The sequence below is a fragment of the Cetobacterium sp. 2G large genome, from assembly GCF_014250655.1.
Taxonomy (GTDB): Bacteria; Fusobacteriota; Fusobacteriia; order Fusobacteriales; family Fusobacteriaceae; genus Cetobacterium_A; species Cetobacterium_A somerae.
The window spans coordinates 19,219-35,778 of record NZ_JACHTH010000006.1; the positions used below are offsets into that span (position 1 = coordinate 19,219).

General features: G+C 30.0%; 8 protein-coding genes. 5 read left to right on the plus strand and 3 right to left on the minus strand.

Annotation, left to right across the window (positions count from 1 at the left end; translation table 11 throughout):
- The first annotated feature begins 2 nt into the window (after positions 1–2).
- The 5 genes from H5J23_RS10580 (at position 3) to H5J23_RS10600 (ending at position 13,893) form a co-directional block, all read left to right on the plus strand.
- Positions 3–9,713: a DUF11 domain-containing protein gene (locus tag H5J23_RS10580; RefSeq protein WP_185892168.1), complete on the plus strand. Its 9,711-nt coding sequence runs from the start codon at positions 3–5 to the stop codon at positions 9,711–9,713.
- A 23-nt stretch (positions 9,714–9,736) separates the two neighbouring features.
- Positions 9,737–10,063 (plus strand): helix-turn-helix domain-containing protein, encoded by a 327-nt coding sequence (locus tag H5J23_RS10585; protein ID WP_185892170.1) that lies wholly within the window; start codon positions 9,737–9,739, stop codon positions 10,061–10,063.
- Between the two features lie 223 nt (positions 10,064–10,286).
- Positions 10,287–10,613 carry a helix-turn-helix domain-containing protein gene (locus H5J23_RS10590; protein WP_185892171.1) on the plus strand — a complete coding sequence of 109 codons (327 nt, stop codon included), beginning with the start codon at positions 10,287–10,289 and terminating at the stop codon, positions 10,611–10,613.
- 152 nt (positions 10,614–10,765) lie between these two features.
- Positions 10,766–12,178 (plus strand): GGDEF domain-containing protein, encoded by a 1,413-nt coding sequence (locus H5J23_RS10595; RefSeq protein WP_185892173.1) that lies wholly within the window; start codon positions 10,766–10,768, stop codon positions 12,176–12,178.
- A gap of 323 nt (positions 12,179–12,501) precedes the next feature.
- Positions 12,502–13,893: a sodium:alanine symporter family protein gene (locus H5J23_RS10600; RefSeq protein WP_185892175.1), complete on the plus strand. Its 1,392-nt coding sequence runs from the start codon at positions 12,502–12,504 to the stop codon at positions 13,891–13,893.
- Between the two features lie 72 nt (positions 13,894–13,965).
- Here H5J23_RS10600 and H5J23_RS10605 read toward each other — a convergent pair whose 3' ends face one another.
- From H5J23_RS10605 to H5J23_RS10615, 3 genes are read right to left on the minus strand one after another with little or no spacing between them, the layout of a single operon-like run.
- Positions 13,966–14,754, minus strand: a complete 789-nt coding sequence (locus tag H5J23_RS10605) for a Cof-type HAD-IIB family hydrolase (RefSeq protein ID WP_185892176.1) — start codon at positions 14,752–14,754, stop codon at positions 13,966–13,968.
- Positions 14,755–14,763: 9 nt separating this feature from the next.
- Positions 14,764–15,693: a transketolase family protein gene (locus H5J23_RS10610; RefSeq protein WP_185892205.1), complete on the minus strand. Its 930-nt coding sequence runs from the start codon at positions 15,691–15,693 to the stop codon at positions 14,764–14,766.
- 17 nt (positions 15,694–15,710) lie between these two features.
- Positions 15,711–16,544 (minus strand): transketolase, encoded by an 834-nt coding sequence (locus H5J23_RS10615; protein ID WP_185892178.1) that lies wholly within the window; start codon positions 16,542–16,544, stop codon positions 15,711–15,713.
- Between the last annotated feature and the right edge of the window lie 16 nt (positions 16,545–16,560).

Consider the following 16,560-nt stretch of genomic DNA (forward strand, 5'->3'; position numbering starts at 1 on the left):
ATATGAAAGTCAAAAATTATGTAAAACTCATTTTATTTGCAATTTTAAGTTTTTTCACAACAACCATGGCTTATTCAGCCAGTCCAACACCTTTTACAGGGCGTGAACAAGAGGTTGGGTATATATCACAACAAACAGGTTCTTCTTCTGGAAACGTAAGCGTTAGAGCTATTGATCTTTCAGATGGAACAATTGCTGCAACATATAATAATATTTATTCATATACTCCAGGGCAATTAGTAAATGCCTTTGGATATAATAGCCAAGATAATTTTATGTACGCTATTAGACAAAGAAAATTTAATGGTCAATTCCAAATCGTTTTAGAAAGAATTGGTAAAGATCCTAATAATACTTCAAAACTTTTAGTTGAAACTATAACAGGTCCTTTAGCTACTTCTTCTGAAAGAATAGCAACTAATGGACAATATGGAAAAACATATGTCAATACAGGTACATTTGATTTAGCTGGAAATATGTATATTATAGCTGGAAATCAAGATAAAACGTATATCTATAAAATTACTAGAACACAAGATATAGGTGTAACTACAGCAATAAATACAACAAATGATTATGTAGTTGAAGCTATAGTATCTGGAATCCCTAGCGGTATTGAACTAGGTGACTGGGCATATAACCAAAAAGATGGGCGACTTTACTTTGTAAATAGAGATGTGGAGGGAAATATCTACTCTATGTCAACAAGTGGTGGTAACCTTACAAAGTTATCAACTACTAAAGGTCCTGGAGTTGAGTTTACTGGTGAAGATATAGTTGGAGTTTTCTTTGATAATAATAACAATCTCTATATATATAATACTAAAAACGGTAAAACTTTTAAAGTTAACGTAGCTGGAGACAAAGTTATTGTACCGTATATAGATGATTTAGGTCCTGCTGGAGGAGGAGACGGAGCTAGAAATATTGAGAAACCTGTAACTACAAAACCACAGATAAAAGTTTCAAAAGAGTTTTTAACAGGTGAAGGGCTTCCTATTTATGATGATACTAACAAAGTATTAAAACTTAAATATAAAGTTACTATTCAAAACCTTAATAACTTAATACTTCCTCATTTGAACTTGACAGATGAGTTAAATTTTGATCATATTTCAAATACAAGTGGTATTAAATTTGAAGCTAGTTCATTACCTACAGGTGCTACTTTAGACGTTAATACTGGAGAAATTTCAAATATTATGCTTCCTGGAGCAACATCTACATCAAAAGGTAAAGTTGAAATAGAATTTTTCGTTGTTATTCCTTACTCTTTAATAACACATTTGGATAATGATGTTCTGAACACTATTAAAGTTACAACTCCTGAGACAAATGATGTTTGGGAAGATTCAGCGGAAGGAACTTTTGAAGTTAAAGAGATTGTATTTTTAGATAAGAAATTAACTGCTGGTCCTAACTATTCTGATGATGGACTTAAAGCCACTGCAACATATACATTTACTGTTGAAAACCCCTTAAATATGCCTCATACTAAGTTATCAGTAAAAGATTTATTTGTAGATAAGGATAATTGGGAAGTTTCAATCTCTAAAATTTCAGTGGATGGAAATGTATTAACTCCTGATGCTAATGGGGATGTAGAGGTATCAACAGCTGGAATTGGAGCTTTAGGTACTAACACAATTAATGTAACAATTGAGTATGACTTAACTAATATGTCTACTGAAAATATAACTCTTTATGACTATGGTCAAGTTACTTCATACATTAAAGATCCTAATAATGGAACTTTAGCTGATACAACAGAGGAAGTTCCTACTCCTTTAATTAGAATTCCAAAAGTTAGCTTAGTAAAATCTCTTGTAAGAGTTGACTATGCTAATCCTTTAGAACCAATTGCTACATATAGCTTTAAAATAACAAATGAAACTAAGATTCCTATCAGTGGCTTAACATTAACTGATAAACTAACTAATATGACAGGTCTAAAAGCTAAAGTTATAGACGCTACTGGAAATGGAGTTTATTTAAGTTCAGATAAAACAGAGATAACTATTCCTAACATAGAAATTCCTGGGGCTGGAGATATAACAAAAACTATTTATATTAAATACTTGGTAGTAGATATGACTTCTAGCCAAGAGATTGTTAAAAATACTGCATATATCTATCCAAAAGATTCACAAACTCCTTTTGATACTTCAGAAGAGGTTGAAACACCACTAACAAGAACTCCAGCGTTAGTAATTACAAAAACACCTGGAAATGTCGTATACAACCAAGATGGTACAGCTAATGTTATTTATACATTCACTGTAACTAATGGAACAAAAATTCCATATAGTGATTTAACAATAGTTGATAAAATTATTACTATAGATAAAATAACAATTGATGCTGCTTCAGTTATAGGTGGAACTTATGATGCAACTAATAACCTTATTACAACTTCAAGTTTTGCTTTAGCTGGAGAAGAAACAAAATCTGTTACAGTTACAGTTAAATATAATCTAAATGATATGATAGCTAGATTAGAAACAGTAACTGACAAAGGATATATTTATGATACATCTAATAATACAAATCCTGGAACGGGAACTGAAAACGATGGCTACATAGGACAAACTGAAGAAGTTTCTGTAGATTTTACTAAAACTCCTGTTCTTACAATTATAAAGTCTGCTACTACACCAGTTATTGAAGGAGATGTAGCTAGTGTTACTTATACATTTACAGTTAATAACCCTACTTTAATACCTACTTCAGTTACTGTTGTAGACAAAGTATTAAGTTTAGGAAATTTAAAAATTATAGAAGCTACATATAATGGAATAGTAATTGGTATAACAGATAATATTCTTGTGCTACCTATTATTGAGAATCTAGTTGGAACAGAAAATTTAGAGGTTACATTTAAATATAATTTAAATGATATGACAACAACTATTGATTCTGTTACAGATAGAGCATATCTATATGATAACACTACTAATTCATATGTAGCAGGAGATCCTGCAGGACCTGGACAAGTTAATATTCCTTCAGAAGTAGTTAAAGTTGATTTTGAAAAATCACCTTCAGTGACTATCGAAAAGAAAGCTAGTACTGTAAAAGACAATGGTAATAATACATCTGAAGTTACATATACATTCACTGTTAATAATCCTACTAAAATCCCTTATGAAAACTTAACTATAGTTGATAAAATTATAAGTTTAGAGGATTTAAAAATAACTTCAGTTATTGGTGGATCATATGATGAAACTAAAGGAGTTATAACATTAGATAGCATATTAGACTTCACAGGTTCAATAGAGAAAACACTAGTCATTACTTATGACACAAAGAACATGGCAAAAGAGATAGAAAGTGCGATAGATAAAGCATATCTATATGATACTTCTGGTAATAAAGATCCTGGTGAAGGATTAAATGAAGATGAAAATATTTTAGATATTTCTGATGAGGTTAAAGTAGACTTTACAAAAGAACCTAAAATCTCTATTTCAAAATCTGCATCTACTCCAATTTACAATACAGATGGAACAGCAAGTGTAACTTATACATTCACTGTAAATAATCCGACTAAGATACCTACTTCAGTTACTGTTGTAGATAAAATAAAAAAACTAGACGAATTAACTATAGAAAGTATTAAATATGGAGAAGATACATTAACAATAAATAATAATGTGATTATACTTCCTGAGATAGTTGATTTAGTTGGAGAAAAGAAAGTTTCAATTATTATTACGTACAATTTAGACGATATGACATCTATTTCAAATAGTGTTACAGATAAAGCCTTTGCTTATTCTGATCCTGAAAATCCATATGTACCTGGAAATAACCCTGAATCTTCTGAGGAACAAAATAAAAATACTCCATCAGAAGAGGTTACAGTTCCAATTACAAAATCACCTACTGCAACAATTGAAAAGTCTAGAGGTGATGTAAGTTATAATAATGATGGTACAGCTGATGTAATATACACATTCACAATTAAAAATAGTACTTTAATACCAATAACAAGTTTAGAATTAAAAGATAAAATCTATAATTTAGGAAAAGTTACAATTAATAGTGTAGTTGAAGTTTTAGATGGACCTGATGCTTTCAGTATGAGAAATACATTGGAATCAAAAGAGCTTGAATCATACACTATTTGGAATTTAGGAACTATATATTTACCTGGTAATGGAGAGGTTGTTAAAAAATATAAAATCAATTATAACTTAGATAGTATGGAAACAACTTCACAAACTGTTAAAAATGTGGGAATCATCAATATTTTACATGATGAAAATCCATTAGGAACATCTGATGAGGTTGACACTGTATTAACTAAAGACCCAAAAGCTTCAATTTTAAAAACTCCAGGAAAACCAGTTTATAACGAAGATGGAACAGTAAGTGTTACTTACACATTCACTGTAACTAACGAAACAAATATTCCTTATGCTGAGTTAGCAGTAGTAGATAAAATAGTTAGTTTAAATAATCTTACTATAGCTTCTGTTGAAGACGGAATATATGATAAAGATTTAGAAGTTATAGTTTTAGACTCTAAAATTGAAAATCTATTAGGTTTAACTACAAAAGATGTAACTGTAACAGTTATATATGATTTAGAAGGAATGACTACTACAGTTGATACAGCTACAGATAAAGCTTTCTTATATGATACATCTGATGGAAAAGAACCTGGAACAGGTTCAGAAGACGAATCTAATCCTCCAGTTGGAGAAACAGATAATGTAACTATTGAAGTGTCTAAAGACGCTACTATAGAGATTGAGAAATCATCAACTTCAGTAGTATATAACTCTTTAAATAATCAAGCAGATATCACATATAAATTTATTGTTGAAAACCTTACAAATATTCCATACAACGGAGTTACTATAAAAGATACTTTAACTGACTTAGGAGGTTTAACAGTTGCTAAAGTTTCTTCTGGTTGGACTCGAGCTGGAAATATTGTAATTTTAAATGAGAGTTTTGATGTAGCTGGAAAAGCTACTAGTTCAAAAGAGATTACAGTTACATATAATTTAAATGGTATGATTGTTGATACAACAACTGTAAAAGATATAGGAGCTCTAGTAAATCCTAATACTCCTAATGTTAATATTACAGTTTCTGAAGAGGTTTCTGTAGATTTATATAAAGATACAGTTTCATTAAGACAAGACGTATTTAATGTTACAGACAACTACCAAGATCTATTTACTAACCTTCCTTCAGCTAGTGAGAAAAACGCTAATCCACTATCTGTTGAACCTAGTAGTCAACTATTATACTTTGCTACTTTAGAAAATAGTAACCCGGCTGTTGCTACTAATGTAACAATTAATACTGATCATACTTTAGTTAAAGATACAGATGGTGCTAACGTATTCACTACTCTTGAAATTCAAGGTTTTGTTTACGCAGGTAAAGATGGTGTGCCAGTTGAGTTTAAATCAACAGATTTAAATGTTTTAAAAGCTAAGTTAGAAGAGTTAGGATACAAAGTTGACAGTATTACTCCTACTGAGATTAAATTCTCTCAAGTTCCTGGAGACTCTAAACTTTCTCTAGTTCTTGGAGCTACAATCTCTCCTGACGCTACATTTAGTGATAACTTTGCCATTGAGAACTTCGCTTCTTTAAATGGTGATGATCCTAAAGCACTTGGCGGCGATGATACTGAATTAAGAAGAACTTTAGTTCTTGCTTCTTTAGATGACATTCCTGTTACTAAAACTGCTGGAACACTAATTTATGACCCTGTTACTGGAATTGCCACAATTCCTTATGAGATTACATTTACAAACACTGGTTCTATACCTTTAAGTGGTTTAACATTAGAAGATGTTATGACTCCTGGTGTTGCTGAACTTGGTGAAATTAAAGATGTTGTTGTTACTAATGGTACAGTTTCTGATTTAACAGTTTCTAATATTACTGTTGCTGTTGGTGAAACTTGGACTATGACATTTAAACTTTTAGTTCCATACTCTAAAGTTGAAGATGGTTTAAAAGTTACAAACGAAGCTATTTTAAAGAAAGGTTCTGTTGTTTTAGGTAAAGATGATGAGGTTGTTGATTTAGAAAAACCTAATCTTACTCTAAGACAAGACGTATTTAATGTTACAGACAACTACCAAGGTCTATTTACTAACCTTCCTTCAGCTAGTGAGAAAAACGCTAATCCACTATCTGTTGAACCTAGTAGCCAATTACTATACTTTGCTACTTTAGAAAATAGTAACCCTGCTGTTGCTACTAATGTAACAATTAATACTGACCATACTTTAGTTAAAGATACAGATGGTGCTAACGTATTCACTACTCTTGAAATTCAAGGTTTTGTTTACGCAGGTAAAGATGGTGTGCCAGTTGAGTTTAAATCAACAGATTTAAATGTTTTAAAAGCTAAGTTAGAAGAGTTAGGATACAAAGTTGACAGTATTACTCCTACTGAGATTAAATTCTCTCAAGTTCCTGGAGACTCTAAACTTTCTCTAGTTCTTGGAGCTACAATCTCTCCTGACGCTACATTTAGTGATAACTTTGCCATTGAGAACTTCGCTTCTTTAAATGGTGATGATCCTAAAGCACTTGGCGGCGATGATACTGAATTAAGAAGAACTTTAGTTCTTGCTTCTTTAGATGACATTCCTGTTACTAAAACTGCTGGAACACTAATTTATGACCCTGTTACTGGAATTGCTACAATTCCTTATGAGATTACATTTACAAACACTGGTTCTATACCTTTAAGTGGTTTAACATTAGAAGATGTTATGACTCCTGGTGTTGCTGAACTTGGTGAAGTTAAAGATGTTGTTGTTACTAACGGTACAGTTGCTGATTTAACAGTTTCTAATATTACTGTTGCTGTTGGTGAAACTTGGACTATGACATTTAAACTTTTAGTTCCATACTCTAAAGTTGAAGATGGTTTAAAAGTTACAAACGAAGCTATTTTAAAGAAAGGCTCTGTTGTTTTAGGTAAAGATGATGAGGTTGTTGATTTAGAAAAACCTAATCTTACTCTAAGACAAGACGTATTTAATGTTACAGACAACTATCAAGGTCTATTTACTAACCTTCCTTCAGCTAGTGAGAAAAACGCTAATCCACTGTCTGTTGAACCTAGTAGCCAACTATTATACTTTGCTACTTTAGAAAATAGTAACCCTGCTGTTGCTACTAATGTAACAATTAATACTGACCATACTTCAGTTAAGGATACTGCTGGTGCTAACGTATTCACTACTCTTGAAATTCAAGGTTTTGTTTATGCAGGTAAAGATGGTGTGCCAGTTGAGTTTAAATCAACAGATTTAAATGTTTTAAAAGCTAAGTTAGAAGAGTTAGGATACAAAGTTGACAGCATCACTCCTACTGAAATTAAATTCTCTCAAGTTCCTGGAGATTCTAAACTTTCTCTAGTTCTTGGAGCTACAATCTCTCCTGATGCTACATTTAGCGATAATTTCGTCATTGAGAATTTCGCTTCTTTAAATGGTGATGATCCTAAAGCATTAAATGGTGACGCTGCTGAATTAAGAAGAACTTTAGTTCTTGCTTCTTTAGATAAAATAGAAGTAGACAAATCTTCTAAAACACCTATTTATGATCCTAACTTAAAAGTTGTACAAATCCCTTATGAAATTAAAGTTACAAATACAGGAAGTACAAATTTAACTGGATTAATTCTAGAGGATATATTAGTTCCTGGCTTATCTGAATTAGGAGTTATAAAAGATGTTTCTCTAACAAATGGAACTGTTAATGAAGGTGGTGAAACGATCCAAGATATCACAATCAATGTTGGAGATATTTGGACTGTAAACTTCATCTTAGAAGTAACATTTGATAAAGTTGGAGACAATGGAATCACAATAGAAAATACTGCTATCTTAAAGAAAGGAGATGTTGAATTAGGAAAAGATAGTGAAACTGTAGAAGTAAAAAAATACAGTGTTAAATTAAGAAATGACGTATTTACAATAGATACTAATATCACTAACACTGCATCAAATCTACCTACAGCTACATTAAAAAATAGTAAACCACCTGTTGTTAAACCTGGTTCAAACGTACTTTACTTTGTAACCTTAACAAATGAAAATAATGGTATTGTAAAAGATACAAAAATTAGAAATGACCAAGTTGATTTAACAGATACAGAAGGAACTAGTCCAGCTTTTGAAGATATTCAATTTAAAGGGGTTATAATAACTGACAAAGATGGAAAACAAACATATTTAGATGAAGTAGATGTCGATAAATTAGTAGCGTTCTTAGAGTCAAATGATTACCAAACTTCAGCACCTCAAGTTAGAGCTATGAGAGCTATTTCTACCAATGGTGCTATCGGAACAGAAACAAGTAACTTTGCTATAATTCCTGCAAATAGCTCAGTTACTTATGTACTAAATGCTAAAGTCAATAGTACTGGTACATTTAAACAAAATTATGAGATTGAAAACTTTGCAGAATTAAATGATGATAATCCTAAAAATACTTTAACTGGTGATGAATACGAATTAAGAAGAACACTTTTACTTGTTGCGCTAGATGGGGATTTAGTACTACAAAAAGTTTCAGAAAAAGATGAAGCTTCTGTTGGTAAGTTTGTACCATACACTATTACAGTTAAAAATAACTCAACAGCAACTGTTACAAATATCTATATTAAAGATAATATTCCACCAGGATTTGTATTTGTAAAAGATTCAGCTAGAATTGTTGATAATTTAACAAATACATCTATAAAAGTTCCTGCAACAGGTGGTAAAGAGGTTGTTGTCGGACCAATAGAATCTATAGCTGCAAACACAGAGATTCAAGTTACTTATCTATTAAAAGTTGGTGTTGGAGTTAAACCTGGAAAATATACAAATACAGCTGTCGTTGTAGATGAAAATAAAAATCCATTATCTAATCAAGATTCAGCAGATGTTGATATCGTTCCAGATGAACTATTTGATACTACTACAATTATAGGTAAAGTATTCCACGATAGAGATGAAGATGGTATTCAAGATTATGGTATGGCTAGAGGTGTTATTATAGAGATTAATTTAAAAGATAAATCTTATGTAAGTGGTTCATCAATAGCTAAACAATATGGAATGTCTATTCCTGTAAAAGATAGTGACAAATTTAAAGTTGACCTTATTGATGGAAGAATTTCAGAAGCTGAGTCACCTTTAAATCATGTGGTAACAATTAGAAAACAAGTCTTAAGACCTGACGCAGTTGATAGTATAAGAGTTACGACTAAAGATGGAACTGATATTACGCTTCATTCAGATGGAAAAATAGTTACAAAACATACTGGAGATAAAAAAGCGGGTATGACTTCTCAAGATATTCAAATAGGACAAAAAATCTTGAAAAACAAAAAAGGGGAGATGTTTGTAGAGATTTATGTAGCAAATAACGGAATACAAGAGGAGGGAATTCCAGGAGTTAGATTAGCAACAGTTGAAGGATTAGTAATGGAAACTGATAAACATGGAAGATATCACTTACCACCTGTAACTCAAGAAAAAGGTAAAAACTTGATTATAAAAGTAGACCCAGCAACGCTACCTAAAGGATCTGTATTTACTACTGAAAATCCTAGAGTTAGACATCTAGGTAGAGTTATTATGAAATTTAACTTTGGGGTTAAACTTCCTGAATTACAAGAAGTTTATCAACCTATGACTCCTACCGTTGTAGGTAAAGAGGTATTATACAAGTAAATTTTTAAAATAAGGAGATTGGTATGGGAAGAATAAATAAAAAATATTCTAAAGAGTTTAAAATATCAGTCATAAAAAAATATAAGGAGGGAAATATAAGCTTAAATGGGTTAGCTGAAGAGTTTGGAATAGCTTCAAAAACTCAGATACATGTTTGGATAAAGAAATATGAACAAGAGGGAGAAGATGCTTTTATCTATGAAAAAAGAGGAAATCCCAAAACTATAAAAAAAGTTAAGGAGGAGAGAAGTATACGTTTTTCATCAATAGAAGAGGAGGCTAGATTTTTAAGATTAGAAAATGAATATCTAAAAAAGCTATGTAATTATTTAAGAAATAGCAATCTATGAAAAAAATATATAAATTTGACAGAAATTTTCAAATATAAAAAACTATTAAAATATATTAGAATTATATTAAAATAAAATATAAAAAGTTTATATATTAAATAAGTAGATATGATATAAGTAAAAATTTAAAATAATATTATACATAGATGAAAGGTAGATTAATTTAATATAATCTACCTTTTAAATTTATATATAAGTAAATTTTCAAAATGAGGAGATTAGCATGGGAAGAATAAATAAAAAATATTCTAAAGAGTTTAAAATGTCAGTTATAAAAAGATATAAAGAGGGAAATATAAGCTTTAATGGGTTAGCTGAAGAGTTTGGGGTAGCTTCAAAAACTCAGATACATGTTTGGATAAAAAAATATGAACAAGAGGGGGAAGATGCTTTTATCTATGAGAAAAGAGGAAATCCTAAAACTATAAAAAAAGTTAAAGAGGAAAAAAGTATAAGCTTTTCATCAATAGAAGAAGAAGTAAGATTTTTAAGACTCGAAAATGAATACTTAAAAAAATTATGTAATTACCTTAAAAATAGTGATATGTGAAAAAAATATAATACTTATACAGAATTTTTCAAATACAAGAAATTGCTAAAATATGTTAAAATAACCTAGCTATTTAAATACAGTGATTTTTTACTAACAGGGAAGAAGTATCCTTTTGAGGATACTTCTTTTCTTTATTTTTAGGAGGAACATTGAAAAAATATATAAGAATTACCTACCTATTTTTATTAATTTTATTGATTTTTTTAGTTTTAAATAATAAAAATAGATTAATTGAAAATATAAATTATGAAGTTAACAACTTCAATATACATTTTAATAAAAAAATAAAAATTTTAGAACAGGAAATAAAGTATATCTCTTTATTAAAAAAAGAGATTAAAATACCTGAGTTTCAACAAAAAAATAATATGATTTATTTTAATAGTGACCAGGGGGGAGTTTATTTAAAAAATTTAGAGTACATTCCAGATACCTATATGAATCTTCCACTAAATCTTTTCAAGAATAGATTAAAAGATAAGATAAATAAAGAAATTATAGGAATAGCTTATGCTGAATTTAAATGTTTTGAAAATTATGAGCAAATTATATATACTGATATCTTTAATGAAAAATGGGTAGATGTTCTATCTAACAAATCACTGTCTTATAAGTTTTTTCAAACTAATCGAAGTTTTTCTGGAGAAAATAAAGAATTTGTGCTATACGGACTGTATACAGATAAGGTGTATAAAAAAGAGATGATAAGTATTGGGTTTCCTATCTATTCAATTTATAACAATCAAATTTTACTTCAAGGCATCTGGTATTTTGATTTCAATAAAGAGTTTTTTAGAAATGATATATTTAAATTTAAAGAACGTTTTAATTTAAATGCTTTAATTATTGATGGTAATGAGAATATTATTATATCCACAGACAAAAACATAATTAATATAAAAGATTATAGTAATTACTATAGTTTTCCATTTGGAAAGACTGATTATACACTGCTAATAAAGAAAGAGAAATTCAGTCAACTTTTTGGACTTAAAGAGTTTCTTCTAATTTTAATTATCGCAATCTCTATTATTTATGTTCTCAAAGAAGAAAAATTAGAAAAAGAGATTTTTATATTAAAAAGACAGATTGAGAGTTACCTTATTTTTAGAGATCCACTTTCTAAACTATATAATAGATATTTTATTGATAGTAAACTAGAATTTCCGCTCGAGAAATGTTCTATGATTTTAATTGATATTGATAATTTTAAAACTATCAATGATACATATGGGCATCATACGGGTGACCTTGTTATTAAAGGATTTAGTGATTCTATAAGATTAATATTACAAAAAAATGATTATGGGATTCGATGGGGTGGCGAAGAGTTTTTACTTATTTTCTCCAATAAAGAAAAAGAATTTGTTTTAAAAAAATTAGAACTACTTCAAAAATTGATATATAATTTAAACATTATTGATAATTACTCTATAACATCTTCCTTTGGCGGAGTACACAAAGACTTTATTAATAAGAATACTCTATATTCAACAATATCTAAAGCTGATGATAATTTATACTTAGCTAAAGCTCAAGGAAAAAATAAAGTTATTTTTTAAAAAAACCTCCATTTACAATATTATAAATGGAGGTTTTTTTATTACTATACTTAATTATCTAGGTCAGGGGCGACCTAACGAATGTGAATAAAAGGAAATCGAGAAATTATTAAACTTTAAAATACTAAATCCAAATTTTAAAATTCGTTCTCTATTTACAGTTATAGCATATTCATGCTAACATATCTCAAGTAAAATATAAATTAGAAAAATACTAAAAATATTCTTATTTTATTTCATAGTACCTTTTTTCGAAAATAAATTTTCAATACATATTTTTTATGATATAATTATTTCATAAAAATCGAAATAAAGGGGGAAAAATGGAGATATTAAATTCATTAATAAATTTTTTTAATGATATTTTATGGGGTTATGTTCTTATTGTAATGTTATTATTTGTAGGAACATATTTTACATTAAAAACAAAATTCGTTCAAATAAGATATTTTGGACAAATGATAAAAATTTTAGGTGATAGCGTAGGTCATAAAGGTGGAGTTTCATCATTTAAAGCATTTTGCATAAGTACTGCCTCTAGAGTTGGAACTGGGAATTTAGCTGGAGTTGCAATAGCGATAGCTTCAGGAGGTCCAGGTGCTATATTTTGGATGTGGTTAATAGCCATTATAGGTGGAGCATCTAGTTTTGTAGAAAGTACTTTAGCACAAATTTATAAAGTAAAAGATGGAGAAGCTTTTAGAGGTGGACCAGCTTATTATATGGAGAAAGCTCTTAATAAAAGATGGATGGGTGTTGCATTTTCAATATTAATATCAATAACTTTTGGACTAATATTTAATTCAGTTCAATCAAATACAATATCTTTAGCTTTTCATGAAGCTTTTAAATTGGATAGAACAATAATTGGTATTGTATTAGCTGTTGGAACGGGAGCTATAATTTTTGGTGGAGTTCAAAGGATAGCAAACTTTAGTGCTGCAGTAGTACCTGTTATGGCTATTCTTTACATATTAGTTTCATTGTATGTAATTATAAGCAATATAAGTATGGTTCCAGAAATATTTAGAGATATAATTGAAAATGCTTTTGGTATTAGACAAGCAGTTGGTGGAGGAATAGGAGCTGCTATTATGACTGGAGTAAAAAGAGGTTTATTTTCTAATGAAGCAGGCATGGGATCAGCACCAAATGCAGCGGCAGCAGCAGAAACTTCTCATCCTGTAAAGCAAGGATTTGTACAAACTTTAGGAGTATTTACAGATACAATTTTGATTTGTTCATGTACAGCTTTTATGGTTTTAATATCAGGAGCACATAAGACTGAAGGATTAACAGGAATTCAATTAACTCAAAATGCCTTAAGTTCTCAAGTTGGAGGATGGGGAAATGTTTTCATTGCATTATGTATATTATTATTTGCTTTTAGCTCAATAATTGGAAATTATTATTATGGAGAAACGAATATAGAATTTTTAACTCCAAATAAAACTTGGTTAAACTTATATAGAGTTGGAGTTATTGGAATGGTAATGTTTGGTTCTATTGGAGAGTTAGCACTTGTTTGGAATATGGCTGATTTATTTATGGGATTAATGGCAGTATTGAATCTTATAGCTATATTCTTACTAGGTAAAGTTGCTTTTGAAGCTTTAGGTGATTATAGCAATCAAAAAGAGAGTGGATTAGATCCTAGTTTTAATAAAAATGATATAGATATGCCATATGGTGAAAGGGTTGAATGTTGGGATTAATATAAATAATAGATTATTTATAAAAAAATACAGTAGATTAGCTACTGTATTTTTTTATATACTATTATTTTTTTAGCTCTTCCAACTCTTTAAAAATTTTGCTACTCCATTATTATCATTACTATCAGTTATATGTTGAACTCTACTTTTTAAAATTTCATGAGCATTTCCCATTGCTACTCCAACTCCGACTAACTCTAACATCTCTAAATCATTATGAGCATCTCCAAAAGCTATGCACTCTGACATCTTAATTCCTTTTTTTTCCAAAACTTTCTTTAATGTTAATCCTTTATTTACATCTTTATTAAGAATTTCTAAATATTTATCTTGAGAATATGTAAAATAAACACTATTCCCCAGTATTTCTCTTAACTCTTTTTCAACTTTTTCTAATATATCATTTTCATCAATAATAATACTTTTAATCATTTGAAGATTATCAAAAGTATCAAAAGATCTTAATGTTGGCTCTAGTTTAGAATTATTTTTATAATATTTAGTACCGATAGATTCTAAATCCTCAACATACCAGATATCATCTTGAAAAAGATTTAAATCTTTTTTATTTTTTCTACAAAACTCTACTATTTTTAAAACCTGATTCTCCTCTAAAACTTTTTCAAAAATTATCTCATCAGTTTTTAAATTCATTACTCTAGCTCCATTATAACAGATTACTGTAAGAGGGATTTCTAAACTCTGTGCTATTTTTTTAGTTATTGGATAAGGTCTTCCTGTAACAATTAAAATCTCTACGCCATTTTCAGATAACTTTTTCAATATATTTTTATTTTCTTCAGAAATTTCTTTTTTACTATTCAACAACGTTCCATCTAAATCCAATGCTACAGCTTTCATAATGCCTCCTTATTCTAGAGTTTCTTTTATCACTGATATTAATTTCGTTGCCGTTAATTCATACTTTTCTAATAATTCTTCAGCCTTTCCACTTTGACCAAATACATCATAGATTCCAACTTTTTTAACTAATGTTGGATGCGTCTCTGATAAGAACTCTGATACCGCTGACCCAAGTCCACCTATTACAGAGTGCTCTTCAGCTGTTACAATAAATTTTGTTTCTTGAGCAGCTTTTAGAACTGTCTCTCCATCTAAAGGTTTTATTGTTCCTACATTTACTACTCTTACTGAAACTCCTTCAGTTTGTAACTTTTCTGCTGCTTCTAAAGCTCTTGCTGTCATAAGTCCTGTTGCTAATATTGTAACATCAGTTCCTTCTTTTATAGTATTTGCTATTCCTATTTGGAAATCATATGAATCATCAAATAATACTGGTACATCTAATCTTCCCATTCTTATATATACTGGTCCGTTATACTCTGCTGCTGCAAATATCATTTTCTTAGTTTCTGTAGCATCTGCTGGTGATAATACTACCATTCCTGGAATACTTCTCATTAAAGAGATATCTTCAACTGATTGATGTGATCCTCCATCTTCTCCTACTGAAATCCCTGCATGTGTTGGAGCTATTTTTACATTTAACTTTGGATAAGCTACTGTATTTCTTATTTGCTCAAATGCTCTTCCTGCTGCAAACATCGCAAAAGTAGAAGCAAATGGTATTTTTCCACACGTAGCAAGTCCAGCTGCTGTTCCAATTAAATCTGCTTCAGCTATTCCAACGTTTATATGTCTTTCTGGGAATGCCTCTTGAAATAGATTTGTTTTTGTTGATTTTGTTAAGTCTGCATCTAAAACAACTATATTATTATTTTGTCTTCCAAGCTCTACTAATGCTTCTCCGTAAGCCTGTCTTGTAGATTTTTTCATTATTTCATCCTCCGAATTTATTATATCTCTGATACTTTCTCTAGCTCTGCTATCGCTTTTTCTGTCTCTTCACAAGTTGGAGCTACCCCATGGAATCCACAAACATTTTCCATAAATGATACTCCTTTACCTTTTACAGTTTTAGCAATAATTACTGTCGGTTGCCCTTTTGTTTCTCTCGCTTTATCTAAAGCATCAAATATCTCTTGGAAGTTATGTCCGTCAATTTTAATTACATTCCATCCAAAAGCTTCCCATTTTTTATCTAGAGGCTCTACACCCATAATTTTATCTACATTTCCATCTATTTGAAGATTGTTTGAGTCAACGAAAGCACATATCGAATCAAGCTTAAAATGTGCTGCTGACATTGCCGCTTCCCATACTTGCCCCTCTTGTAACTCTCCATCTCCCATTAAAACATAAGTTCTATAGTTTTCTCCTGAGATTCTAGCTGATAGTGCCATTCCATTAGCTACAGATAATCCTTGTCCTAAAGAACCTGTTGATATCTCTATACCTGGAAGTTTTTTCATATCTGGATGTCCTTGTAAAGGTGATCCGTAAGCTCTTAATGTTCCTAAAAGTTCTCTATCAAAGTATCCTCTTTCAGCTAAAGCAGAGTAAAGTACTGGAGCTGCATGTCCTTTTGATAAAACAAATCTGTCTCTTCCCTCCATTTTTGGGTTTTTCGGATCTATATTCATTTCTGAAAAATATAGTGCAGTTACTATATCAGCTGCTGATAATGATCCTCCTGGATGACCTGATTTTGATTTACAAATCATTTGAACAATATCTTTTCTTACTTCAGTAGCTTTTTCTTCTACCAACTTTACATCTCTTAATCTCATAACTACTCTCCCTTAA

Coding starts and splice junctions, on each gene's coding strand:
- H5J23_RS10590 (WP_185892171.1), top strand. CDS start 10,287: ATGGGAAGAATAAATAAAAAATATTCTAAAGAGTTTAAAATGTCAGTT.
- H5J23_RS10605 (WP_185892176.1), bottom strand. CDS start 14,754: ATGAAAGCTGTAGCATTGGATTTAGATGGAACGTTGTTGAATAGTAAA.
- H5J23_RS10585 (WP_185892170.1), top strand. CDS start 9,737: ATGGGAAGAATAAATAAAAAATATTCTAAAGAGTTTAAAATATCAGTC.
- H5J23_RS10580 (WP_185892168.1), top strand. CDS start 3: ATGAAAGTCAAAAATTATGTAAAACTCATTTTATTTGCAATTTTAAGT.
- H5J23_RS10615 (WP_185892178.1), bottom strand. CDS start 16,544: ATGAGATTAAGAGATGTAAAGTTGGTAGAAGAAAAAGCTACTGAAGTA.
- H5J23_RS10600 (WP_185892175.1), top strand. CDS start 12,502: ATGGAGATATTAAATTCATTAATAAATTTTTTTAATGATATTTTATGG.